The organism is Pseudomonas sp. 15A4 (genome assembly GCF_016925575.1).
Taxonomy (GTDB): Bacteria; Pseudomonadota; Gammaproteobacteria; order Pseudomonadales; family Pseudomonadaceae; genus Aquipseudomonas.
On the sequence record NZ_CP068986.1, the window covers coordinates 2,376,130 to 2,401,443 of the forward strand.

The following is a 25,314-nucleotide window of genomic DNA, read 5'->3' on the forward strand; positions in this document are numbered from 1 at the left end:
CGTCGGTGCCTGGCATCGGCGGGAGCACCTCCCTCGCCATTCAAAGCGCCTCCCACACCGCTCCATCTCCCACCACATAGATCTTGCTGTTTTCAGCCCGATCGATATTCATTCCCCCGTAAACGCGCCGAACGCTGGCAGCAGGCTTACCCGTGGCAGCACGTAGAAGCACGGCAGCCGTAATCGCTGACGTCCTCGTCCGTATAGTCGATAAGCCGGATGCACATGTCCCGCCAGGACGTGAAAGTCCGGGTGGGGATCAGGTTCGTGCTGCAGCGCATACGGCCCCAGAAACATGGGTTCCTCGACAACCTCCATGCGCAGCTCCGGTGGCGGGTCGCCTGCACGCTTGTCGTGGTTCCCCCGAATCAAGGTGATCGCCAGGTCATGGTGTCTGTCACGCCATGCCTGAATCGCCGCCAGCGTGCCCGCCGCATGGGACTCAGGGGCGTGCAGAAAATCCCCCAGAAAGATCAACCGATCGCAGTCATAGCTCGCCAGTAGAGCATCCAGGCGCTGAAGGTTGGCATCAGTGGTGCCATGGGGCACTGGCTGGCCCAACCGCCGGTAGGCAGCGGCCTTGCCGAAGTGGGCGTCGGCGATCAACAGCGCGCGCTCTGCCGGGTAATAAATCGCTTTATCTGCCAGCAACCACAATTCCGCACCTGCCAGCTGAATCGACAGATATGGCCTCACGTCATGACCTCAGGCCCGGCGGCTTTTTCGAGGTCGCTGACCATGCGCGCGATGCGGTCAGAAAGTTTTTCAGTGCTGAGGCTTTCGCGCATGCGTTCTACCAGCAGCGGGAAGGCCATCGGGGTGGGGCGTTTGATCACGTGCAAATCCAGGGTCCGGTTGTTGATGCGGCTGAGGGTCTGTTCGAGCCGGGCTACATCGAGTTCTTGCCGCAGCACTTCTTCCTGCGCCTGGGTCAGCAACAGGTTGCCTGCGTCGTACTGTTTGAACACTTCGAAGAATAGTCCGCTTGAGGCTTGCAGTTGTCGATTGCTCTTCGGAGCGCCGGGGTAGCCGGAGAACACCAGCCCGGCGATCCGGGCAATCTCGCGAAAGCGGCGCAGTGCAAGTTCGCCGGCGTTCAGGCTGGCGATGATATCGGCGAGCAGCTCGTCTTCGGAAAACAGCTGAGTCGTCAGGCGCTCATTCCAGTCGATCGGGGTGGCGCTGAGCAGCTCGAAGCCGTAGTCGTTCACAGCGATCGAGAAGGTCAGCGGCGTGTCACGGCTCAGCCGCCACGCCAGCAGGCTCGCCAACCCCAAGTGCACATGCCGCCCGGCGAAGGGGTAGAGAAACAAATGCCAGCCTTCCCGGGATTTAAGAACTTCCGCCAGCAGCGTGTCCTTGCGCGGCAACGCTGACCATTGCCGTTGCACTTCCAGCAGCGGGCTGACGATGTGCATCTCGGGGCTGCTGAAATCACCTCGCGCTGCCGCATCGAATTTCTCGACAACGGCGTCGGCCAGTTCGTTTGAGAGCGGCATCCGTCCGCCATTCCAGCGTGGGACGGCGGCTTTTTTGCCCGTAGCCTTTTTCACGTACGCGGTCATGTTCTCCACGCGCACCAGTTCCAGCAAACGGCCGCTGAACAAAAGCCGTCTCCTGGTTTCAGTCGGGCGATGAAACCTTCTTCGACGCTGCCGAGGGATCCGCCTCCGCCGCCCTTGCTCCAATATTTCACGTTAATGCTGGCGTCGCTGACGATGGTGCCCACGCTCATGCGGTGGCGGCGGGCGAGGCGTGCATCAGGGACGCGCCAGATACCGTCTTCGTCCGGCTCGACGCGACGATAATCCGGGTACGCTGTCAGCGACAGGCCGCCATAGCGCACGAACGCCAGCGCCCATTCCCATTCTTCGTCGGTCAGATCGCGGTAGGCCCATGCGGTGCGAACTTCGGCTAATAGCGCGTCGGGGGTAAAGCCGCCACCGAGCGCCATGCTCACCAGATGTTGTACGAGGACATCCAGCGGCTTGTGGGGTGATTCCCGGGGTTCGATCAGACGCGCGTTGACGGCGTCGCGGGCCGCGGCAGCCTCGACCAGTTCCAGGCTATGGGTCGGCACCAGCGTGACCCGAGACGGCCGGCCTGGCGCGTGACCCGAACGTCCCGCACGCTGCATCAACCGCGCGACGCCCTTGGCCGAGCCGATCTGCAACACTCGCTCGACCGGCAGAAAATCTACGCCCAAGTCGAGGCTGGAGGTGCAGACCACGGCTTTCAGGTGGCCTTCTTTCAGCGCGCGTTCAACCCAGTCGCGGACTTCGCGGGACAGCGAGCCGTGATGCAGCGCGATCAGCCCGGCCCAGTCCGGCCGCGCTTCCAGCAGCGCCTGATACCAGACTTCCGACTGCGCGCGGGTATTGGTGAACAGCAGGCAACTGGAACTGCTGTCCACTTCGGCCAGCACTTGAGGCAGCATGCGCAACCCCATGTGACCGGCCCAGGGGAAGCGCTCGATGGACGGCGGCAGGAGCGTGTCGACGATCAATTCCTTGACCACTTTGCCGTGAACAGTGGTGCCGTGATCGCCCACCAGCACCTGTTGCGCGTGATCTTGATTGCCGAGGGTCGCGGAAAGGCCCCAGATGACCAGCTCGGGATTCCATTGGCGCAGCCTGGCCAGCGCCAGTTGCAATTGAATCCCGCGCTTGTTGCCAATCAGTTCGTGCCATTCATCTACAACGACCATCTTCAGCGTCGACATCGTCGCCTGGGCATCGGCGCGGGTCAGCAGCAACGTCAGGCTCTCCGGCGTGGTGATCAGCGCGGAGGGCAGGCGGCGGCCCTGCCTGGCGCGTTCGCTGCTGCTGGTGTCACCGGTGCGCAGGCCGACGCTCCACGGGATCTGCAAATCCTGCAACGGACCTTCCAGCGCCCGGGCGGTGTCCGCGGCGAGGGCACGCATAGGGGTAATCCACAGCACGCTGAGGGGCGCGGCAACGGGCTTGCGCTTGCGCGGCTTCACCTCGGTCGGTTCAGGTGCAGGCCGGGCGAACTGGTTGAGGGCGGCAAACCACACCGAGTAGGTCTTGCCCGCGCCGGTGCTGGCGTGCAACAGACCCGACTCGCCGCGGGCGACGGCGGCCCAGACTTCTTTCTGGAAGGGAAAGGGTTTCCAGCCACGCTCGGCGAACCAGCGCTTGGCGAAATTGACAGCTTTTGGCATGCGCAGGCTCTGGGAGGGGTTAAGTCAGAGACCGCCGGGAGGGTGGAATAGTTTGATGGAATATCCGTTCGGATCGATCTCGCCCCGCAGATTTCCAAGCTGCATCGGGCGTTGTGGGGGCGAGCTTGCTCGCGAATTCGGCGGGTCAGCAACAGGTAGGCTGACTGACAGAATGCCTTCGCGAGCAAGGTGGAACGCCACCCCGGTCGCTCCCACGGGTTATGCATGCGCGCCTTACAACGGTGAGGCGTCAGGCCCGCAATTACTTCAAATTCCCGCTCAGAAACTGCTGCAAGCGCTCGCTCTTCGGGCTGCCCAGCACGTCGTCCGGGTGGCCCATTTCTTCGATCTGGCCCTGGTGCAGGAATACCACTTGATTGGCGACCTTGCGGGCGAAACCCATTTCGTGGGTCACCAGAATCATGGTCCGGCCTTCTTCGGCGAGGCCTTGAATGACCTTCAATACTTCGCCCACCAATTCAGGGTCGAGCGCCGAAGTAGGCTCGTCGAACAGCATGATTTCCGGTTCCATCGCCAGGGCGCGGGCGATGGCCACGCGCTGCTGCTGGCCGCCGGACAGGAATGCGGGGTATTGATCGGCGACGCGCGCGGGAAGCCCGACCTTGTCCAGGTATTTGCGCGCGCGGGCCTCAGCTTCGACCTTCGATACGCCCAACACCCGGCGCGGGGCCATGGTGATGTTTTCCAGCACCGTCATGTGGCTCCACAGGTTGAAGTGCTGGAACACCATCGCCAGCCGCGTGCGAATCCGCTGCAGCTCGGCCGGGTCGGCGACGCGCATGCCGCCGGTGTCGCTGACCATGCGCACAGGCTGGCCGTCCAGGCTCATGGCGCCGTCATTGGGTTGCTCGAGAAAATTGATGCAGCGCAGGAACGTGCTCTTGCCCGAGCCGCTGGCGCCGATCAGGCAAATCACGTCGCCGACGCTGGCCTTAAGCGACACCCCTTTGAGCACCTCGTGGTCACCGTAGCTTTTATGCAGGCCATCGATGGTCAGTTTGTACATGAAGGGCAGTCCTCAAGGAGAAAGTAAGTAGCCGCTGCGGTAGGCTTCGGTGCCGGCGACATGGGCGATGACCATGCCGGCGGTCGCCATGCGTCGCAATGAGCGGGCGTACATAAGGCCCGCGTTGGCTGTGTGGATGGGGGTCACTGTGTCGCTGATCGGGTCGATGACCTCAGCGATCAACTGCCCCGCCTCGACGTATTCGCCGGGCAGTGTGCAGAACACCAGCAGACCGCCGACCGGCGTGGCGACAGGTTCGACGCCCGCCAGCGGGGTCGCCGGGTAAATCAGCTCAGGAGGCACAACCGGCTCGCCGACAATGGCGCCGCGGTGCATCAGGTAGCTGATGATTGCCTGACAATCGCGGCTGGCCAGGGCGTGATTGACGTCCCCCTGACCGCGCAACTCCAGGGTCACGGAGAAACTGCCCAGCGGAATCGGGAAGCGTTTGGCAAAACGCTGCTGCAGTTGCCACCAGACCAGCGTGAAGCATTCGTCGAACGACTGCCCGCCGGAATCGGTTGCCAGCAGGCTCGCCTGTGCGCCGAGGTAACGCGACAGCGGCTCGACCTGCGGCCAGGCCTCAGGCGTGGTGTACAGGTGCTCGACGGATTCGAAATCACAATGCAGGTCCAGCACCACGTCGGCGTCACAGGCCAGCCGTTGCAACGTCAGGCGCTGGGACTCCAGCTGGGTACTGCCGACGCAGTTATGCAGTGCGGCGAGCAAGGTTTTGCGAATCAGCGTGACGTTGTCTTCGGGGTTATCGGTCAGCAGCGCTTCGACTTCATCACCCACCTGCTGACCGAGGTCGACGAAGCGGCGGTTGAAGTTCTGCCCGCTCTCAAGCTCGTAGCGGCCCAGCGGCATGTCCATCAGAACCTGCTCCAGACCCACGGGATTGGCCACGGGAACGACCACGACTTCGCCGAGCAGCTGACCGGCGTTTTCGAGTTCGGCCAGCCGTTGCTTCAAATACCAGGACACCAGCATGCCCGGCAGCTCGTCGGCGTGCAGGGACGACTGGATGTAAACCTTACAGGCGCCGTTTTCCGGGCCGTAGTGAAAGCTGTGGATCTGCCGCGCGGTGCCGGGCACCGGGGCCAGCAGATCATGGGTCTGGTGTCGCATGCAGGGTTCCTAGTGAGTCGGGCCGAGGAAGGCCAGCCAGCGGCGTTCAGCCAGTCGGAACAGGCCCACCAGAATGAACGTGACCGTGAGATAGATCAGCGCCGCGATGCCGAACGACTGGAAGGTCAGGAAGGTGGCCGAGTTGGCGTCGCGCGCGACCTTGAGGACGTCCGGCACAGTGGCGGTGAAGGCCACGGTGGTCGAGTGCAGCATCAGGATCACTTCGTTGCTGTAATAAGGCAGCGAACGGCGCAATGCCGACGGCATGACCACATAGGCGTACAAGCGCCAGCCGGTCAGGCCGTAAGCCTTGGCCGCCTCGACTTCACCGTGGTTCATGCTGCGAATCGCACCGGCGAAGATTTCGGTGGTGTAGGCGCAGGTGTTCAGGGCGAAGGCGAGGATCGTGCAGTTCATCGCGTCACGGAAGAACGCGCCGAGCATGGGCTGCTCACGCACGGCCGCGATGCTGTAAATGCCGGTGTAGCAAATCAGTAACTGGATATACAGCGGTGTTCCACGGAACAGGTAGGTGTAGAACTGCACTGGCCAGCGCACCAGCGGATTGCGCGACACGCGGGCGATGGACAGCGGAATCGACACGATAAAGCCGATGGCGATGGAGGCACTGAGCAGCCACATCGTCATGGCCAGGCCGGTGATGTTCTGGCCGTCCGTATAAAGGAAGGCGCGCCAATACTCTTGCAGTAACTCGATCATCGTTGAGCCTCCCGGCTGCCAGCGGCATAACGCCGTTCGGCCCAGCGCAGGGCGAAGTTGGACACGCTGGTGATGACCAGATAGATCAGGGCGGCGAGTACCAGGAAATAGAACAGCTGATACGTGCTTTTACCCGCGTCCTGCGCGGCCTTCACCAGATCGGCCAGACCAATGATCGACACCAGCGCGGTGGCTTTGAGCACCACTTGCCAGTTGTTGCCAATGCCGGGCAGGGCGAAGCGCATCATCTGCGGGAACACCACCAAGCGAAACCGTTGCGAACGGCTGAGTCCATAGGCCGTGGCGGCTTCGACCTGACCGCGCGGTACGGCGAGAATCGCGCCGCGGAAGGTCTCGGTGAAATACGCGCCATAGATGAAGCCCAACGTGATGACGCCGGCAGAGAAAGGGTCGATCTCGATGTAGTCCCATTCCATCGCTTCGGTGAGCGTGGTCAGCCAGGTTTGCAGGCTGTAGAAGATCAGCAGCATCAGCACCAGGTCAGGTACGCCACGGATCAGCGTGGTATAGATCTGGGCCGGAACGCGCAGCACGGCGGCTTTCGAGAGTTTGGCACTGGCGCCCAGCAGGCCGAGCGCAATGGCCAGCAGCAGCGACAGTACCGATAATTTGACGGTCATCCAGGTGCCTTGCAGCAACAGCGGGCCGAAGCCTTTCAGGCTGAGTGCCGAGAGTCCCAGGTTTTGCAGGAGAGTTTCGAACATGTGCAACCTATACAGTCAATAAAAACGCCCGTGAACTTCAGCGGCCGATTCTGGCTGAAATTCACGGGCGTCTGTTTGCTTACTTACCGCTGTACAGATTCAGATCGCCGAAGTGTTTCTTCTGGATCTCGGCGTACTTGCCGTCATCGTGCAACGCTTTGATACCCTTGTCCAAAAGCGCTTTGAGCTCCTTGTCACCTTTGGAAATGCCGATGGCTGTCTTGGCCGGCAACAGGGGATCGTCGATTGGCTGGCTGACTTCGTAATCACCGCCCTGTGGCGATTTCAGGAAGCCCAGTTCGGCTTGCAGCATGTCTTGAACCGATGCGTCCAGACGACCCGAAACGAGGTCGGCATACACTTGGTCCTGGTTGGCGTAGGCCTGGGTCTTCACGCCAGCCTTGTCCAGAATGGCCTTGGCGTAGGCTTCCTGGATGGTGCCTTGCTCGTAACCCACTGTTTTGCCTTTAAGCGACGCAGTGTCAGCACTCAAGCCCGAGCCTTTTTTGTAGACCAGCGAGGTAGGGCCGGAGAACAGTTCGTTGGAGAAGTCGATGACTTTCTCGCGAGCCGGCGTCACGGTCATGGAGGAGATCACGCCGTCGAACTTCTTGGCTTTCAGGCCTGGAATCATGCCGTCGAAATCGCTTTCGACCCACTTGCACTTGACCTTCAGTTCAGCACAGATCGCGTTGCCCAAGTCGATATCGAAGCCTACCAGGCTGCCGTCAGCGGCTTTGGATTCGAAGGGCGCGTAGGAAGGATCGACGCCGAAACGCAGCTCCTTGTACTCCTTGGCCATTGCGTTACCGGCGGCCAGACAGATGGCGAGTGCGGAAAGGGTCAGCCATGCTTTTTTCATCGTTCAGTCCTTAAAACCAAATTGAGCGTTGGGAACACGCGAAGGCTTGCTACCGGCAAAAGCCAGACCGCAAATAGACAGCAATTTCCGAACCAAACAAACGAACGCGCGTTTTAAATGTACGGAGTTGTCGCAATGATGACTCAGCGCCATCTTTTGTCTTTTTTGAGGTCTCGCAGGCACCGGCAGAGTAGCGGTATCCCGTTGAGAGTGGGGGAAAAAGTTGCAGCCCGTGAGGGGGCCAGCGGCGGTTTTTGCGGCGTGGGGGAGATTCGAAACGCTTGGCCGCGCCTGCCGTGAGATCCTGTCGTTTCAAAGCGCCCTAATTCAGTGCGCTTGGGGCGGGCGATCATCAGGCCTGCGCACCGCGACGGTGCTCAAGCCAGCAGGTCCTGAAGCGTCGCCAGGCTGTCGGCTTCGGCGACGGGTTTGTCGAGGCGCCACCGCAGCATCCTCGGGAACCGGACGGCGATGCCGCTCTTGTGCCGTTTCGAGAGTGCAATGCCTTCGAAGCCCAACTCGAATACCAGGGTTGGGGTAACACTTCGGACCGGGCCGAATTTGTCGACCGTGGTCTTGCGGATGATTGCATCCACTTTGCGCATCTCTTCGTCGGTCAGCCCCGAATACGCTTTGGCGAAGGGCACCAATGTCCGTTCGCTGGATTCCGGCGGGCCGTCCCAGACTGCGAACGTGTAGTCGCTGTAGAGACTGGCGCGGCGGCCGTGACCGCGCTGGGCGTAGATCAACACGGCGTCGACGCTGAACGGGTCCATTTTCCACTTCCACCAGACGCCCATGTCCTTGGTGCGTCCAACGCCGTACAGCGAGTCCCGCGCCTTGAGCATCATCCCCTCCACGCCAAGGCTGCGGGACGCCTCTCGCTGCCGGCCGAGGTCAAACCAGTCAGTGCCGGTCAGTACCGGGGAGGGCATCAGCACCGGGCTTTGGGCGTCGCCGATGACCTTTTCCAGCTGCGCGCGCCGTTCGTGTTGCGGGCGGCTGCGCCAGTCGTGACCTTCCCATTCCAGCAGGTCATACGCCAGCACGACGACCGGTACATCCTCCAGAATCTTCTTGCCCAAGGTTTTTCGGCCGATGCGCTGTTGCAGGAGGGCAAAGGGCTGCACTGACGGTGTCGCTTCGCCGGGGGTGCCGGGCGCAGGGGTGTCGAGGGCAAACTCGCCGTCCTCGGGATTCTCAGGGGTTGCGGCTTTCCAGACCACGATCTCGCCGTCGATCACCGTGCCGTCGGGCAGGCATTGGATAAGGCTGTGCAGCTCCGGGAAGCGATCCGTGACCAGTTCTTCACCTCGCGACCAGATCCACAGGCGACCTTCGCGCTTGACCACCTGGGCGCGGATGCCGTCCCACTTCCATTCCACCTGCCAGTCTTCGGCGGCGCCCAGCAGGTTCTCGAACTGATCGACGGGTTGCTGCAGCGCGTGGGCAAGGAAGAAGGGGTAAGGCTGGCCGCCGCGTTGCGCGTGTTCGTCGGCCGATTCTTCGGCGATGAGTTTTAGATAGCCCTCGGCGCTGGGGCGATGGGAAAGATCGGTGTAGCCCACGAGCCGCTGGGCCACGCGCTTGCTGTCGATATCGGCCAGCGCGGCGAGGGCGCGTGTCACCAGCAGCTTCGAGACACCGACCCGGAAACTGCCGGTGATCAGCTTCAGACATACCATCAGGCTTTGTGGGTCCAGCTGTGACCAGAACGTTGGCAGGCGCTCGAGTAATTCTTCCGGAGGCAGACCACGCAGGGGCAGCAGATGATTTTCCATCCAGCTGGCCAGGCCTTCTTCGGAGCTGTGCTCGGCTTTGGGGAGCAGCAGCGACAGGGTTTCTGCCAAATCGCCGACCGCCTGGTAACTCTCCTCGAACAGCCATTCCGGCAAGCCGGACAGCAGTAATGCCTGCTCACGCAACATCCGCGTCGGCACCAGTTGCCGTGGGCGTCCGCCGGCCAGGAAGTACACCGCCCACGCGGCGTCTTCAGGTGCTGCGGTGCTGAAATAGACTTGCATGGCCGCCAGCTTGGCGTTGCTGGAGGTGGTGGCGTCGAGGTCGGAATACAGCTCGGCGAAGGCCTTCATGAGGAGGCCTCGCCTGTCGATGCGGATTCGGATGCTGGCTCGGTCTTGACCGCTGCGTCGTCTTCCTCGTCGCCGTATTCAGTGCTGAAACCCTGGGCGTCGAGGCCGAGTTCCCGCAGATAGCGCACCAGCACCGCTACCGAGCCGTGGGTGACCATGACCCGCTCGGCGCCGGTGTTTTCGATGGCCCATAGCAAACCCGGCCAGTCAGCGTGGTCGGAGAGGGCGAAGCCGCGATCGACGCCACGCCGACGCCGGGTGCCGCGCAGCATCATCCAGCCGCTGGCGAAGGCGTCGCTGAATTCGCCAAAGCGGCGCATCCAGGTGCTGCCGCCGGCGGAGGGCGGTGCGACGATCAGGGCGCTGCGCAAGGCGGGGTCGGTTTTTTTGAAGTCGCCGGCGTAGTGGGTTTCCGGGATGCGTACGCCGGCTTCACGGTAGACGCGGTTCAGCGGTTCCACGGCGCCATGGACGAGGATCGGGCCAATGCTGGGGTCGATGCCGTGGAGGATGCGTTGGGCTTTGCCGAATGAGTAGGCGAACAGGACGCTGGCTTTGCCGGCGGCGGCGTTGGCGCGCCACCATTCGTTGACGCCGGCGAAGATTTCCGCCTGGGGCTGCCAGCGGTAGATCGGCAGGCCGAAGGTGGATTCGGTGATGAAGGTGTGGCAGCGCACGGGTTCGAAGGGTTCGCAGGTGCCGTCGGGTTCGACTTTGTAGTCGCCTGAGGCCACCCAGACCTCGCCCTGGTATTCGAGGCGGACCTGGGCGGAGCCGAGGACGTGGCCCGCAGGGTGGAGGCTGAGTTTGACGCCGTGGTGGGTGATGCTTTCGCCGTAGGCGAGGGTCTGGAGGTTGATGTCCTGGCCCAGTCGGGAGCGCAGTATGCCTTCGCCGGGCGCGGCGGCGAGGTAGTGTTCATTGCCGGTGCGGGCGTGGTCGCCGTGGGCGTGGGTGATGACGGAGCGTTCGACCGGGCGCCACGGATCGATGTAGAAATCACCGGGCGGGCAGTAGAGGCCTTCGGGGCGGGCAATGACGAGATCCATGGTTTGACCGGGTTTGGGGACTTGTCAGGTAGAGCGGTGGGTGAGGTGAGAAGTTCGGTCGAGGTGTTCCGTACAGGTGGGTCTTTATCCAGAATCTCGGGTGATCCGAATGGAGATCGACAGCGGCCTGCCTAACGGCAGACATTTCGCCTTCGGCGAGTTACTTGGAAAAGCACCCCAAGTAACCAAGGGTGCTTGCTCCTGGTTGGGCCCGACTTCGTCGGGTTCCTTCACTCCGGTCTCGCTCCGTGGGCCCGCAGCCATCCGCCATCCATGGCGGGGGCTGCTCTCGCCGCATCCATGCGGCTCGGCCCACTGCGCGAGACCTCCGTTCAGCCTGCACCCAAGTCGCGATTGGTGTTGTTTGGACTTCCTGCGTATGAAGATCAAAAGCGCGTGTAGAGCAGATCAAAAGCTTCCCGGCTGAAGCCGGTCCTACAGGGGCGCCGCCGGTCCCACTGACGGTGCGCGGTGTGCTTTTTAGTGGGACCGGCTTTAGCCGGGAAGAGGCCATTTCAGGCACCATCAATCTTGGATGCCCGCGCTGCTGTTAGTGGAACCGGCTTTAGCCGGGAAGGGGTCAGTTCAGGCGCCACTTCTTCGTAGGCTCCAACGCTTGATCGTTCCCCACGCTCTGCGTGGGAATGCAGCCCGGGACGCTCTGCGTCATCCCAGGTCAAGGGGCATTTACTTCCCTGGCGTCAGTGTCAGGCGTTGTTTGCCGTAGGCTTTTTCGAAGTTTTCCGGTTGCATTGGCACGGACATGTAGAGGCCTTTCATCCAGGAGTCGATGCCGTTGGCGTTGAACGGGCTGGCCGGGTTGCCGGATTGGCCGGCGGCGTTTTGCGCCATCATCGGTTCCTGCTGGGCGAAGTCGACGATGATGCGCATGGCCGGGACGACGGCGGCGTTGAAGTCCTGACCCCAGTGGAAGCCCGAGGCGTTGAGCGTGGTGTGGTCGCCGCCGGTGGCGATCGGGCCTTTGATCACGCTGGCCTTGCTACCGCCCAGCGCTGCGGTGAGTTGGGCGCTTTGGGCGGTCCAGGTGGTCTGGTGCAACTTGCCCCACTGCCAGGCCTTGTGATCGGCGCCCAGCTGGCTTTCGCCGACGGTGATTGCCGCGGCCAGGCTGCGGGCGAGGATGGCGGGTTTGTCTTCTTTCTGGGGCGTTTTCACGTCGTCCCAATACGGACTGTCTTCGCGGCCCAGCAGGTGGTCGGCCTGGGGCGAGTAGGACAAGTCCGCGCTTTGCACCAGCGCTTTCCAGGCAGGGCTGGTTTCCGGGCCGAGTTCGTCGAGGAAGGTCTGGCGGGCGCTTTCTTGCAGGAACAGTTCGTAAATCGCCGCATCGGCCGAACCCGGCGATAGTCTGCCATCGAACGCCATCAGGCGGTTCAACGCTTCGCGGGCTTCGTCGCGCTCTGGCGCGGGCAGGGCGTCGATGGCCTGTTTCAGCGGCGCTGACATGCCGGGCGCGGAGAACATTTTCTTCAGTTTGGCGGCGAAGGTCGTGGTCTGGTCGTATTGCATGGCGACGGTGCTGCGGGTGTCCTGCTTGCCGGCATTGGCCAGTTCGGCGATGCGTTCGGCGCGCTCCGGGTAGTCCCAGGAGTTGGACAGCTGCATGCCATAGCCTTTCGGCACGGTGCGCTGGTTGGCAGTGGCAATCCAGCCTTGTTGCGAATCCTGATCGTACGGGTGCAGCATCGCGTCGGCGTAGCCGTCCCAATCAAAGCGAGCATCCCAGCCCGGTGATGGAATCAGGCCAAGCCCGTCGCGCCGGTTCGGGTATTTGCCGGTCACTTGCCAACCGGTGTTCGAGGCATCGGCAAACACCATGTTCAGGGTGATGGCGCGGATTTCCCGGGTGGTGTCGAAAGCGCGCTGCACAGTCGGCGCGCGCGTCAGGTCAAAAAGGGCGTCGAGGGTTTTGTCATCCTTGGCATCCGGCGTCTGTAGGGCGACGCCCAGGCCGCTGGCGAGCTGCGCGGAACTCGCGTTGAGCAGCGGGCCATGACGGGTTTCATAGGCGGGCTCGCGCACCGGGCTCTGGCCTTTGACGAAGTAGGTTTCCTCATGGGCGCCTGCCGCGACCCATTTGCCATCGGCCATCACCATCAGGCGATTGTTTTCGCGCTTGAGCTTTTCCAGGAACAGGTCCTGGTTGTCGCCCATTGCTGGTCCCATGCCCCAGGCCAGTTTGCCGTTGAAACCGGACAAGACCAACGGCAATCCCGCAACGGTCGCGCCGGCGGCCTGGTATTTCGGCGAGCGGATCTGCACGAAATTCCACATCGACGGAAGGGTCGGCGCCAGTTGACTGTCGGTGGCCAGCAGGCTCTTGCCGGCACGGGCGCGCTGGGGCGAGATCACCCAGTTGTTCGACGCCGAAACGCCGAGCAGATTGAGGTCGGAAAGCTGCAACGCCGCTTTGTCCAGATCGCTGAGGCCCGGCAGTTGGCTGCCCAGATTCAGGCCTTTGAGCTTGTCGGCTTCAGCAAAGGGCAATGCTTCGTCGGGATAGGTCGGCAGCAGCCAGGCCAGCTTATCTGCCCCGACTTTCTGCGCCAGCACCAGCGAGGAAATCTCCTCCTGCAGGTTCACCGACAGGCTGAAGTTGAGCAGGCTGAAGATCAGCGCCGAGTCTTCGGGCTTCCAGTATTCAGGCTTGTAACCTGAGTCGGCGAGGTCAGCCGGCAGTTTGTCGCGGTAGCGGAAGAGGTAGGCGTTGACGCCGCGCGCGTAGACCTCGAAGAAGCGTTTCAGGCGCGGCGACGAGGCGGCATACAACTGGCCAGCGGTCTGTTTGAGGTTGGCGGCGCGCATCATGCGGTCGAGATCGAGGGCGCCCGGCCCGGCGATTTCCGACAGCCGGCCCTGGGCCAGCAAGCGCATTTGCATCATTTGAGTGATGCGGTCTGTCGCGTGAACGTACCCGAGGGTGAACAGTGCGTCATGGAATGTGCTGCTTTCAATCAGCGGCATGCCCAGATTGTTGCGGCGAATCGAGACGTTCTGCGCCAGCCCCTTAATGGCAAACACCCCGCTGGCAGGCGGCAGGCTGTCGCGGTCTTCACCGCCCAGCTGGCAACCGGCCAGGCTCAATAGTCCAATCATGGCAGCGGCCGCGCTCATGCGCGTTTTCAACGTCGAAAGGGCTGGCGAGGCCATGATGGAGCTCCTGCGGGGGTGGGCGTAGAAAAGGCGCTACGTTAGTGAGCCGGCGGGCGTCACGCAAGCAGGGGGAGGGAGTTTATTTTCGGGTTTCAGAGGGGATATCAGCGCGTCCCCCTGAACCCTGTCGACCCTGAGATTACGGCTTCGGCGGATTGATCTTGTCCACCAGTGCGTAGGCGCGCTTCACCGCATCGCGATTGGCTACCGCGTCAAACCAGCGCTTGAGGTGCGGGAAGTCATCCAGGTTCTGCTCCTGGAACGTGTGCGGCACGATCCACGGGTAGATCGCCATGTCTGCGATGCCGTAGTCCTCGCCCGCAACAAAGCTCCGATCGGCCAGACGCTCGTTCAGCACGCCGTACAGGCGCGCAGTCTCGTCAACGTAGCGCTTGATCGCGTAGGGAATTTTCTCTTTGGCGAACCGGTTGAAGTGGTGATTCTGACCGGCCATCGGGCCCAGGCCGCCCATTTGCCAGAACAGCCATTGCAGGGTTTCCTGGCGGCCGCGCAGGTCCTTCGCAATGAACCGGCCGGTCTTCTCGGCCAGGTACAGCAGGATAGCGCCGGACTCGAACAGGTTCAGCGGTTCGCCGCCGTCAGCAGGTTCGTGGTCGACGATGGCCGGAATCTTGTTGTTGGGGAAATCTTCAGAAAATCGGCTTCGAACTGTTCGTTCGCCCCGATGTTGACCGGGAAAATCTTGTACGGCAGGCCCGCTTCTTCGAGGAAAATCGAGACTTTGTGGCCGTTGGGGGTGGTCCAGTAGTGCAGATCGATCATTGCGCGCTCCAGGTGAAGTCATCACGACTGCCATTAAGGCTGCACCTGTTTTACGCCTTCAAACGTCCATCGCACAAATGAAAACGGCCTGAAGATTCAGGCCGTAGAAAGGGCAGGGTGCGTTACGCGCCGTGGCACTTCTTGAATTTTTTCTCGCTGCCGCAGGGGCAAGGATCGTTGCGGCCGACGTCCTTGAGCGTGTTGCGTACCGGCTCCTGAGGCGCGTGGCCGCAATGCGGACCGTGCACATGGCCGTGGTCATGATGGTGATCGTGGTGGTCGTGATCGTGGTCACAGTCGGGACCGTGCACGTGAGCTTGCTGGTTCATGGGGTTACTCCGGAATCAAATCGCCGGGGATTATGTCGCCATTGCGCCCGATGCGCACGCTGTGCCCGAATAAAAATCCGGTCTTGAGCTTGCCTTCCAAACGGTAATGCACCGGTTGATTGGCTTTGCCAAGCACCTTGGAGATGTCCTTGAGGTGTTCCCACAGATTGGTACGGATCGGCACGGAAAAGTTTTTGTGGCTGTTGGCTTTGACGATGAACCAGTCGCTGTAGACGCCTTCGCTGAGCAGCATGTCGTTGAGCAGGATCTTGTAGCGCAGGCCGCGGACCAACAGGCTGGAGTCGTTGGGGTTGTCGACCCTGAAGCGCAGTTTGAAGTCCTGACGCAGCAACTTGGCCTTGACCACCTCGACCTTCAGCAGCTTGACGTCGGGGTCTTCGAAGCCGCCGGTTATCCAGGTCGAGCAGCCCGACAGCGCAAGGAGCGCGAAGAGGCCTGCGATTTTGAGGACGCGTGCTGCAAACATCATGGGTCGCTCCCTTATGTCCGGTCTGATAGGCCCGGTCTGACCGCCACTGCACGTGACTCGCCGTTCTCCACAGCCTGCGCCATACTCGCGCCATGTGTCGAAGGAGTATTGACCATGAAGCTCTACGAAATCGTATTTTCCGGCCAATTGGTCCCTGGCGCGCAGCCGGATCTGGTCAAGGCCAACATGGTAAAGCTGTTTCAGGCGGACGCTCAACGCATCGCGTTGCTGTTCTCCGGCCGTCGGCTGGTCCTGAAAAACAACCTCGATGAGGCGGCGGCGGAAAAGTACCGCTCGACCCTTGAACGCGCCGGGGCCATGGCCCAGGTCGTGCCTATGGCGCCAGTCGTTCAGGCTCCGGTGGTGGCGGCCCCGGGCCTGGTTGAGGTGGAAGAGGTCGAACTGGCGCCGCCCCCGGACGAGCCGAGCTGGACGCGCAAGCCATCAAACCTGACCGCGCCGCGCAACGACGCGACGCCGACGCGCAAGGCCAGCGTCAAACCGCGGGACGTTTATATGGCGGCGTTTGTGGATGTGGAGGCGCCTGACTACACGCTCTCGGAGCCGGGCCAGAACGTGCAAGATCCGAAAATGCCGGCGCGTGCGCCGCAGCTCGACCTGTCTGGGTTGAGTCTGGCACCGGCGGGCGCCGATCTGGGTCAGGACAAGCCGGTCGAGCATGCGCTGGTGCCGGACGTTTCCCACATCAGACTGGCCTGAGGACTGCCTGTCTCTGAGTGGTCCCTGGCGTTGCCGCGGTGAACGTCAGCTTAGATAAGCCGAACAGCACTTCTTGAATTTCTGTTGGCTGCCGCAGGGGCAGGCATCATTACGACCGGCTTTAAGCGACACCGTTGGGTCGATGAAATACCAGCGTCCGTCATGCTGCACGAACGCCGAGCGCTCGCGATGACGGTGCTCGCCGTCGGTATCGTGCCAGCGGGCGGTGAAGGTCACGAATGCATGTTCAGGCTGACCGCCGATCAACTCGGCGCCCTCGACTTCCAGACCCAGCCAGGTGCTCTGGGCACTCCACTGGCTGATCGCATCCCGATCCAGCGCGGCATTTTGTGCCGGCAGCGTGGTGTCCACCAGGTAATCCACCAACCCCAGCACATAGGCGCTGTAGCGCGAACGCATCAGCGCTTCGGCAGACGGTGCGGGCTGGCCGGCGTGATAGCGGCCGCAGCAACCGTCGAGAAGATTGCCGCTGCCGCAAGGGCATGTTGCGCTGCTCATGATGCGTCCCTCACCACCAATACTTGCCGTAATTCTCCGGATTGGCCCAGAACCTTGCGTTCAGCCAGTCCGGCACTTGTTTGTATTCCCGCAGATCGTAGGTGAACAGCGTGAGCACTTGTTCATCCCGTGAAAACCGTTCGCTGGCCTGGAGTGCCAGGGAGTAGAAATCGGTCGACTGCCAGCCGCAGGCATCGAGATCCGCCAGCACGGCGATCCGGCTGGCATTGAGGTTGCGAATACCCCCAACAACTCCAGCCCCGCACGTTTGGGCATGTGCTCAAGGCAGTCCACCACCAGCGCCAGATCAAAGCGCTGCCCGGCCAGGTCGGGCGGTAACAGACCGGGCCCCGCCTGGGCCAGCTCGATCTGCGGATGCGCTTCGCAAAAAGCCTGCAACGCCGGAAACCCCTCGGCACCCACCAGCAGCAAACGCTTCGGCGCACAAAGGTCGAGCAGGGCGGCCAGGGCCTGTTGCGGCGTACGGCTGGAGAAGCGGTCGGTCATTGGAGTTCCTCGGTCAGGCGGGCAAGGTTAGCGCGCTGAACTTCAATGGCCTAGTGCTTCAGCTTCCTCATTCTCGCGAGATGACAAGACGCCCGGAGTGAAAGCAGAGGGGTATTGCACTCAGTACCGTCCGAATTTTGAGGTTCGAATCCCGCAAAACCCCTGAAATCAGGGTGGCGAACGGCCCCACACCCGTCTTTACTGCACTTCAGTCGGTTTTAGCCGATTCCAAAGGAGAAGAACGGTATGAGCATGATTCGGACAGCGTTACCTCTGATTTTGGTGACCAGTGTATTGACGGGCTGTGCGGGCTTGCAAAAGACCGACTGGCCTCTGTGTGCGGCCGGTGGCGCACTGAGCGGCGCAGCGATCGGCGCCTTCCAGTCTGCCTCGGTGGCGGCAGGCTTCGGTGCTGCGGTAGGCGTCATGGCTGGCGCGTATTGCTGGGTCCATGGGGATGGCGATGATGACGGCGACGGCGTCCTCAACAGCAGGGACAAATGCCCGGACACGCCGAAAGGCACCCCGGTCGATGCCACTGGTTGCCCGATCGTGACTCCGGCGCCTGAACCGATGGCCGCTCCGGTGGTGCTGCCGAAAGAAGAGATCATCACCATCCGTGACGTGCACTTCGAGTTCAATAAAGCCACCCTGACACCGGGTGACAAACAACAACTGGACATGGTTGCGACCAAACTCAAGACCGAAGCCCCGAACGTCCAGCTCCATGTCAGTGGTCACACCGACAGCGTGGGCGGCGATGCCTACAACCAGAAACTGTCGCAAAAACGTGCGCAGTCGGTGACTGACTACCTCGTCAGCGCCGGCATCCCGCGTGCCTCGTTCGTGTCCGTTGAAGGTGACGGCGAAGCCCGCCCGGTCGCCGACAACAAAACCGCCGACGGCCGAGCGCTGAACCGCCGCGTCGAGATCAAAATCAACCGTTGAGACAAGGTTGAAGCCACAAAGGAAGCCCCGGCCTGAAAACCCGGGGCTTTTCTATTTCTTGAATTCGGCTTCCTATTCAAAAAAACCATTGTCCAGACGGGCCCCTTCCCGGCTAAAGCCGGTCCCACTAAAAGCGCGCGTACATTCAGTGGGACCGGCTTTAGCCGGGAAGCGGTTGCCGTTGCCGTTGCCGTTGCCGTTGCCGTTGCCGTTGCTTTTGATCTTCGTGCGCAAAAGGTTCAAACACCGCAGAACGCGACTTGGGTGCAGGCTGAACGCAGACGACGCGCAGTGGGCCGAGCGGCATGGATGCCGCGAGAGCGCCGTCAGGACATGGATGTCCGTTCGGCGCGGGCCCACGGAGCGGCGTCGGAGTGAAGGAACCCCGAGGCACGAGGGGCCAAACCAGGAACAGGGCCTTTTTGGTTACTTTTTCGGCTCTTGGAAAAAGTGACCCGCCGTAAGGGCGGAACCATAACTCCGGCAAACACCAATAACGGATATTCACCCAATCCAAGCCGTCAAACACCAGAAACTTTAAAGCCTGCCTCTGGCATAGTCCCCCGCCTCACCGTACTGTGCGCAAACCGTTTTCACCGCACAAAACCAAAAACAGCAGAGGCACCACATGAGTGTGATTTGGGGAACAGGGAAAGTACTGACAACAGCATTCTGGCTACTGGTAATCACCAGCCTGACCATCGCCATGCCACACCCCTTCGACCTGTTGTTCAAACTGGCAGGCGGCCTCTTGCTGCTCGTCCACCTCATCGAACTGATCAGCTACAACGCCAGCCTGCGCGGCCGTCCCCATCCCATGCGCGATCGTCTCCAGATTCTGCTCTTCGGCCTCTTTCACCTGAACACATTCAAACGCCCACTGGCGGAGGTACACCATGCGTAACGCGATGCTGATGACGGCAGGCCTGCTGTCCGCCCTGACCAGCCCCTGGATCATGGCCCAGACCATCTCGGTCGAAACCCACTCGCTCATGCGCCTGCCCTCCAAAACCAGCGTATTGCAACTGGATCGGCTCGAAGTCGCCGACTACGGCACCCTGCTGATCCCGGCCGGGCTCACCGAAGTCAAAGTCGGCCAACTCGTCATGGGCCACGAATCACGCATCGCCATCGTCCCCAGCGCCGAACCGTTCAGCCTGCAAGTCAAACAGGGCGACCTCGGCAGTGGCGCCGAAATCACCGCAAGGGGCGCCCCGGGCACCTTCGAAAAAGCGCCAACCCCAGGCCGCAACCTCAACGTGAGGATTGAACAACTCAACGCTGACCAACTCTTCGTCGACGCCCGTGGCGGCGCGGGCTCACCCGGCTACGTCGGCCTCGACGGCGGCAACGGCATCGATCCGGGCTGCACCTGGGGTTCCGCCAGTCGCGGGATCGACGGCGACAATGGCGGCAACGGCCGTGACGGCGCGCCGGGTGCGCTCGTTCGTCTCGAGCTGCCGGCGACTTTCGGCAATGAACGCATCAAGGTCAACGTTCAGGGCGGTGCCGGTGGGATTGGCGGCGATGGCGGTCGCGGTGGCAAAGGCGGCGCGTCCAAAGGCTGCGTGGTCTATCGCGCGGACGGCGCCAGGTCCGGCAAGAACGGTGACAAAGGGCAGTCCGGTGCAGCAGGGCCAACGGGCGCTATCGTGGTTCGCAACTTATAAGCCCGATAACCCACAGGGGTTGTTTACCGTCCAGACGGCTCTCATTCGTGGAGCCGACACGGTTCATGTGGGAGTGAGCTTGCTCACGAAGACGGCCGCTTAGCCGCCGGGTATCCAGCCGGTGGACCGCCTTTTCGCGAGCAGCGCTTGCCCACCTCTAAAACATGGGCCTCATGGCAGCGATTGCCACAACGGCCACCCCCACAATCAGATTGATCCCCACCAGCCGTCGCATTCCACCCAGCGCCGCAGCGCCCTCAGCCCATTGCTCGGCAAGCACAGCCTTGCGCAATTGCGGCAGGTTCAACGTCGAAACCCGCAGAAACAACGCCACCATCACCACATACAGCCCCATCATTACTTGCACATAACGGGGCGCAGTCTGGAAACCGCTGAAGTTGACGTTAATCATGCCAATGCCGGTTAACGGCAGCATGACCACCGCGCACCACACCCAGACGAAGAAACGCGGCAAAACCTGAAGCCACAGCTTCAAACGGGCCGGGCCCTCCAGAGCGACGGTGACCGCCGGTCGAAGAATCATCCAGGCGAAAAACATACCTCCTACCCACACAATCGCTGCCAGCACATGCAAGGCGTAGACAAAGGCTACAGGTGACATCGAGAACTCCGATCTGCGCAGAAAGAATTAGCGCGGTATGATAGCCGCCCGCTGCGACTACTGAAGATATATCCAGCGGTTTTCGTGTTTTCATTCAGCACCCGTGACGCCGAGCCAACGACCCAGCCCATGATCAGCACCGAACTCAAATCCCAGATTCAGGGCGCCTACTCGCGTTTCCTCGAAGCCAAGAGCCTCAAGCCTCGTTACGGCCAGCGCCTGATGATCGCTGAAGTGGCGAAGGTACTGGGCGACGTCGATACCGACGAAGAAGGCCGCCGTTCGGGTGATCCCGCCGTGGTAGCGGTCGAGGCGGGGACCGGCACCGGCAAAACCGTTGCCTACGCCATCGCAGCCATTCCGACCGCCAAGGCCGCGGGCAAGCGCCTGGTCATCGCCACTGCGACCGTCGCGCTGCAGGAGCAGATCGTTTACAAAGACCTGCCCGACCTGATGCGCAACAGCGGCTTGAATTTCACTTTCGCGCTGGCCAAGGGCCGCGGCCGCTACATGTGCCTGTCCAAACTCGACATGCTGCTGCAGGAAGGCGACGCCCAGAGCGCGACCGCGCAGCTGTTCGAAGAAGAAGGCTTCAAGATCGAAGTGGACGAGGCCAGCCAGAAGCTTTTTACAACCATGATCGAAAAGCTTGCGGGTAACAAATGGGACGGCGACCGGGACAGCTGGCCCCAGGAGCTGGCCGATCAGGACTGGGCGCGCCTGACCACCGATCACAGCCAGTGCACCAACCGCCATTGCCCGAACTTTCAGCAGTGTGCCTTCTACAAAGCCCGCGAGGGCATGGGCAAAGTCGACGTCATCGTCACCAACCACGACATGGTCCTCGCTGATCTCGCGCTGGGCGGCGGTGCAGTCCTGCCCGATCCCCGCGACACCCTGTATGTGTTCGACGAAGGCCACCACCTGCCAGACAAGGCGATCGGCCACTTCGCCCATTTCAGTCGCCTGCGCTCCACCGCCGACTGGCTGGAGCAAACCGCCAAAAACCTCACCAAATTGCTCGCCCAGCACCCGCTGCCGGGCGATCTGGGCAAGTTGATCGAGCAGGTGCCCGAGCTGGCACGGGAGATCAAAACCCAGCAGCAATTCATGTTCACCGCCTGCGAGCAATTGGCTGACTTCAAGCAAGGCGAAGACATGGAAGGCCGCGAGCGTCCGCGCCATCGCTTCGTCGGCGGTGTGGTCCCCGAACACATGCGCGAGATGGGCATTGAGCTGAAAAAAGGCTTCGCCCGGCTCGACGATCTGTTCACGCGCCTGACCGAGCTGCTTAAAGAAGGCATGGACGGCGAGGTCAACATCGGCATCGCCAGCCATCAGGCGGAAGAGTGGTATCCGTTGTTCGGCAGCTTGCTGGCCCGCGCCCACGGCAACTGGGAGTTGTGGACCGCCTTCACCGCTGAAGACCCGGAAAACAGCCCGCCCATGGCGCGTTGGTTGACCCTGGCCGACAGCGGCTCGCTGTTCGACATCGAGGTCAACGCCAGCCCGATCCTGGCCGCCGAAATGCTGCGCCGCAACCTGTGGAACGTGGCTTACGCCGCGCTGGTGACCTCGGCTACGTTGACTGCGCTGGGCAAGTTCGACCGCTTCCGCATGCGCGCCGGGCTGCCGAAAGACGCTGTTACGGCCGTGGTGCCCAGTCCGTTTCACCATGCTGACGCGGGCGTGTTGCGCGTGCCGGACCTCAAAGCCGACCCTCGCAACGCGGCCGAACACACGGCCGCCATCATCCGTGAACTCCCAAATCTGGTCGAAGGCTCCAAAGGCACGCTGGTGCTGTTCTCGTCCCGCAAACAGATGCAGGAAGTGTTCGACGGGCTGGAACGTGACTGGCGCAAGCGGGTGTTCATCCAGGGCAACCTGTCGAAACAAGAAACCCTAAACAAGCACAAGGCGCGGGTCGACGGTGGCGATGAAAGCGTTCTGTTCGGGCTGGCGAGCTTCGCCGAAGGGGTCGATCTTCCAGGTGCGTATTGCGAGCACGTGGTGATTGCCAAGATTCCCTTCGCCGTGCCGGATGATCCGGTCGAAGCTGCACTGGCCGAATGGATCGAAGCGCGAGGCGGTAATCCGTTCATGGAAATCGCCGTTCCCGACGCCTCGTTGCGCCTGATCCAGGCCTGCGGTCGTCTGCTGCGCACCGAGCAGGACCGCGGCATCATCACGTTGCTGGATCGCCGGGTCGTGACCCAGCGCTATGGCAAAGCCATCCTCAACGCACTGCCGCCTTTCCGGCGCGAAATTTCCTGAGTCCGTGTTGCAAATGAAACACGGTTGACCGGGTCTTAACACTCGGTCCGCCCGGATGCGCGCAACCTCGTCGTGCTCCGGGCCTCAGACGATCAAGGAGCTTCAGATCTCATGATTCGCCGTTCACTGTCCGCCCTCCTTGCCACGCTGTGCGCCGGTATGGCCCACGCCGCGCCTGATGTGCAGCAAACGCTGTTCAATTTCGTCCGGCCCGCCGACGTGGTCAAGGTCACGACTCAGGATGCCGGGTTTCCCCAAGCCAACGCCGAGCAGACCGCCGAGGGCGAAGTATTGCGCCGCGTGGTTTTCAATCCGGTCGCCAAACCCAGCCTGCGACTGACCCCGCAGACCGGCGTCTGGGACTGGAGCCACGACAGCGCCATGACCTTGCGGCTGCAGAGCGCGATGGACTGGGCATTGACGGTGTACGTGCAGATCGAAAGCCGCGACGGCAAAATCCTCACCAGCCGCATCGACCTGCCGGCCGGGCCGGCGCAAACCCTGGTGCTGCCGCTCAAGGCCAGCTCGCCACTGAGCCAGGGCATGCGCGCCGGCCCACCGATGCCGTGGATATACGAAGGGCAGCGCGTGTTGCTGGCGAACACCGGGGGTGAGCTGAACAGCGCTGAGGTGTCATCGGTCACCGTGTCGATGTCTCAACCCAATGTGGCGCAGTCCGTCCTGATCGAGAAGTTCGGCGTGCAAGAGGGCGACGCGCTGCAAACCGCCGCCTACAGCAACCTGGTCGATGGCTACGGTCAGTTCACCCGGGGCAAGTGGCCGGAGAAGGTCACCAGTGACGATCAGCTCAAGACGTTGGCGGCCAAGGAACAGCAACAACTGCAAGGCTGGCTGAAAGACCGTCCGGCCCACGACAAATACGGCGGCTTGCTCAACGGACCGGCGTTCGAAGCGAAGGGCTTTTTCCGCACCGAGAAGCGCGACGAGCGCTGGTACTTGGTGACGCCTGAAGGGCACCCTTTTTACTCACTGGGGGTAAACGCTGTCTCCGCTGACGACAGCCAGACCTACGTCGAAGGCCGCGAAGCCATGTTCACCGGCCTGCCTGGCAGCGAAGATCCGCTCGCCGCGTTCTACGGCAAGGGCGATGACAACCGCGAGACGGGCGCCAACCGTAACCGACAGTTCGATCAGGGCCGCTGGTTCGATTTCTATGGGGCCAACCTGCAGCGCACGTACGGTGTGCCGAAGTGCGTGGAAGTCTCAAAGCCTGCCGATCCGGCTGACGACGAAGACGCAAGCACAGCCGCGACCGACTCCACTGCCGACAGCGCTGCCGGGCAGACCGCGCCAGCGCCTCAGCCCGAAAAGCCCGCCGCGCCTGCGCCTGCCATCGAATGCAAACCGGTGATCGTGGACAGCAAACGCTGGGTCGACCACACCTTGCAACGCTTGCAGGCCTGGGGTTTCAACACCGTCGGCAACTGGAGCGAGCCCGCGCTGCAAAACCTCGAAAGCAGCAAGAAGGAACGCGTGCCCTACACTCTGCCGCTGTCCATTGTTGGCGACTACGTGAGCATCAGCACCGGCCTGGACTGGTGGGGCGGCATGCCGGACCCGTTCGATCCGCGCTTCGCCATGGCCACCGAGCGGGCCGTCGCCATCGCTGCGCGCGATCATCGGGATGACCCGTATCTGATCGGCTACTTCGCCGATAACGAACTGGCCTGGGCTGCGCCGGGCAACGATCCGAAGGATCGCTACGCATTGGCCTACGGCACTCTGAAGTTGACCACCGATGTGCCGGCCAAGCGCGCGTTCCTCAAGCAGTTGCGCGATAAATACCGCAATGAAGAAGGGCTGTCCAAAGCGTGGGGCATCAATCTATCGGCCTGGGAGTTGATGGAAGACCCGGGCTTCGAGCCGCCGCTGCCGAGCGCAGAGCACCCGGAGATCGAAAACGACTTCCGGTATTTCCAGCGTGTGTTCGCCGAGACCTATTTCAAGACCATTTCCGACGCGCTAAAGTGGCATGCGCCCAACCATCTGCTGCTCGGTGGCCGCTTTGGCGTCACCAGCCCCGAGGCAGTCGAAGCCTGCGCCAAGTTCTGCGACGTGCTGAGCTTCAACTCATACACCCTCAAACCCCAGGACGGCGTGGACTTCGCGAAACTGCGCGTGCTCGACAAGCCTGTGATGGTCACCGAGTTTCATTTCGGCTCCCGTGATCGCGGGCCGTTCTGGGGCGGGGTGCTCGAAGTGCCGCGTGAGGAAGATCGTGGGCCGGCTTACGCCAACTTCCTGAAAAGCGCGCTGGCCGAGCCTTCTATCATCGGCGTGCACTGGTTCCAGTACTTGGATCAGCCTGTCACGGGCCGCTTGCTCGACGGCGAGAACGGCCATCTCGGGCTGGTGGGCATCACCGACGTGCCGTACCAGGGCTTCGTTGAGGCAGTGCGCAAGGCCAATGGACAGGTCGTGGATGTGATCGGCAAGCGCCCTTAACCGGGCGGTTCCCAAAGCGAT

The 25,314-nt window shown here is 62.0% G+C and carries 18 protein-coding genes and 4 pseudogenes; 6 read left to right on the top strand and 16 right to left on the bottom strand.

The features are described 5' to 3' along the window. Window positions 1–40: 40 nt before the first annotated feature. The 13 genes and pseudogenes from pdeM to JN403_RS10755 form a co-directional block, all read right to left on the bottom strand. Window positions 41–696: pseudogene (gene pdeM, locus JN403_RS10695) on the bottom strand (ligase-associated DNA damage response endonuclease PdeM). Beyond that, a pseudogene (locus JN403_RS10700) lies at window positions 693–3,184 on the bottom strand (ligase-associated DNA damage response DEXH box helicase). The pseudogenes pdeM and JN403_RS10700 overlap by 4 nt, the downstream one beginning before the upstream one ends. 262 nt (window positions 3,185–3,446) lie before the next feature. After that, on the bottom strand, window positions 3,447–4,211 hold the full coding sequence (locus JN403_RS10705; protein ID WP_065992575.1) for an ATP-binding cassette domain-containing protein: 765 nt from the start codon (window positions 4,209–4,211) through the stop codon (window positions 3,447–3,449). Between the two features lie 12 nt (window positions 4,212–4,223). Beyond that, a complete protein-coding gene (locus JN403_RS10710; RefSeq protein WP_122622326.1) occupies window positions 4,224–5,342 on the bottom strand; it encodes a succinylglutamate desuccinylase/aspartoacylase family protein in 1,119 nt (372 codons plus the stop codon). 9 nt (window positions 5,343–5,351) lie between these two features. After that, window positions 5,352–6,062 (bottom strand): ABC transporter permease, encoded by a 711-nt coding sequence (locus tag JN403_RS10715; protein WP_122536120.1) that lies wholly within the window; start codon window positions 6,060–6,062, stop codon window positions 5,352–5,354. Then, window positions 6,059–6,787: an ABC transporter permease gene (locus JN403_RS10720; protein ID WP_122536121.1), complete on the bottom strand. Its 729-nt coding sequence runs from the start codon at window positions 6,785–6,787 to the stop codon at window positions 6,059–6,061. Before JN403_RS10720 ends, JN403_RS10715 begins: the two co-directional genes overlap by 4 nt. Window positions 6,788–6,866: 79 nt before the next feature. After that, on the bottom strand, window positions 6,867–7,649 hold the full coding sequence (locus tag JN403_RS10725; RefSeq protein WP_122536122.1) for a transporter substrate-binding domain-containing protein: 783 nt from the start codon (window positions 7,647–7,649) through the stop codon (window positions 6,867–6,869). A gap of 377 nt (window positions 7,650–8,026) precedes the next feature. Then, window positions 8,027–9,742: an ATP-dependent DNA ligase gene (locus JN403_RS10730; RefSeq protein ID WP_205486937.1), complete on the bottom strand. Its 1,716-nt coding sequence runs from the start codon at window positions 9,740–9,742 to the stop codon at window positions 8,027–8,029. Further along, window positions 9,739–10,791, bottom strand: a complete 1,053-nt coding sequence (locus JN403_RS10735; protein ID WP_205486938.1) for a ligase-associated DNA damage response exonuclease — start codon at window positions 10,789–10,791, stop codon at window positions 9,739–9,741. Before JN403_RS10735 ends, JN403_RS10730 begins: the two co-directional genes overlap by 4 nt. Before the next feature lie 687 nt (window positions 10,792–11,478). Next, window positions 11,479–13,962 (bottom strand): penicillin acylase family protein, encoded by a 2,484-nt coding sequence (locus JN403_RS10740; protein ID WP_205486939.1) that lies wholly within the window; start codon window positions 13,960–13,962, stop codon window positions 11,479–11,481. Between the two features lie 142 nt (window positions 13,963–14,104). Continuing rightward, a pseudogene (locus JN403_RS10745) lies at window positions 14,105–14,748 on the bottom strand (glutathione binding-like protein). Window positions 14,749–14,870: 122 nt separating this feature from the next. Next, entirely contained in the window at window positions 14,871–15,077 is a 207-nt protein-coding gene (locus JN403_RS10750; RefSeq protein WP_065992586.1) for an SEC-C metal-binding domain-containing protein, read from the bottom strand. Between the two features lie 4 nt (window positions 15,078–15,081). Further along, entirely contained in the window at window positions 15,082–15,567 is a 486-nt protein-coding gene (locus JN403_RS10755; protein WP_122536127.1) for an LEA type 2 family protein, read from the bottom strand. A gap of 114 nt (window positions 15,568–15,681) precedes the next feature. Between JN403_RS10755 and JN403_RS10760 the strand changes: the two genes are divergently transcribed. Further along, entirely contained in the window at window positions 15,682–16,287 is a 606-nt protein-coding gene (locus JN403_RS10760; protein ID WP_205486940.1) for a hypothetical protein, read from the top strand. A 45-nt stretch (window positions 16,288–16,332) separates the two neighbouring features. On the opposite strand, the gene JN403_RS10765 is transcribed toward JN403_RS10760, so the two are convergent. Together JN403_RS10765 and JN403_RS10770 are read right to left on the bottom strand one after the other, a co-directional pair. Beyond that, on the bottom strand, window positions 16,333–16,806 hold the full coding sequence (locus JN403_RS10765) for a YchJ family protein (RefSeq protein WP_205486941.1): 474 nt from the start codon (window positions 16,804–16,806) through the stop codon (window positions 16,333–16,335). Between the two features lie 10 nt (window positions 16,807–16,816). After that, window positions 16,817–17,313: pseudogene (locus JN403_RS10770) on the bottom strand (DUF6231 family protein). Between the two features lie 246 nt (window positions 17,314–17,559). Between JN403_RS10770 and JN403_RS10775 the strand changes: the two are divergent. The 3 genes from JN403_RS10775 (at window position 17,560) to JN403_RS10785 (ending at window position 19,931) form a co-directional block, all read left to right on the top strand. Beyond that, a complete protein-coding gene (locus tag JN403_RS10775) occupies window positions 17,560–18,261 on the top strand; it encodes an OmpA family protein (RefSeq protein WP_205486942.1) in 702 nt (233 codons plus the stop codon). Window positions 18,262–18,889: 628 nt separating this feature from the next. Continuing rightward, window positions 18,890–19,165: a DUF1145 domain-containing protein gene (locus JN403_RS10780; RefSeq protein ID WP_205486943.1), complete on the top strand. Its 276-nt coding sequence runs from the start codon at window positions 18,890–18,892 to the stop codon at window positions 19,163–19,165. Further along, entirely contained in the window at window positions 19,158–19,931 is a 774-nt protein-coding gene (locus tag JN403_RS10785) for a collagen-like protein (protein WP_205486944.1), read from the top strand. The genes JN403_RS10780 and JN403_RS10785 overlap by 8 nt, the downstream gene beginning before the upstream one ends. Before the next feature lie 157 nt (window positions 19,932–20,088). On the opposite strand, the gene JN403_RS10790 is transcribed toward JN403_RS10785, so the two are convergent. Continuing rightward, complete coding sequence (locus tag JN403_RS10790) at window positions 20,089–20,553, bottom strand: CopD family protein (RefSeq protein WP_205486945.1); 465 nt, start codon at window positions 20,551–20,553, stop codon at window positions 20,089–20,091. A 129-nt stretch (window positions 20,554–20,682) separates the two neighbouring features. On the opposite strand from JN403_RS10790, the gene dinG reads away from it, so the two are divergent. After that, the gene (gene dinG / locus JN403_RS10795) at window positions 20,683–22,827 is read left to right on the top strand and encodes an ATP-dependent DNA helicase DinG (RefSeq protein ID WP_205486946.1); all 2,145 of its coding nucleotides are present in this window, start codon (window positions 20,683–20,685) and stop codon (window positions 22,825–22,827) included. Between the two features lie 111 nt (window positions 22,828–22,938). Continuing rightward, window positions 22,939–25,293 carry a beta-galactosidase gene (locus JN403_RS10800; protein ID WP_205486947.1) on the top strand — a complete coding sequence of 785 codons (2,355 nt, stop codon included), beginning with the start codon at window positions 22,939–22,941 and terminating at the stop codon, window positions 25,291–25,293. The last annotated feature ends 21 nt before the right edge of the window (window positions 25,294–25,314 follow it).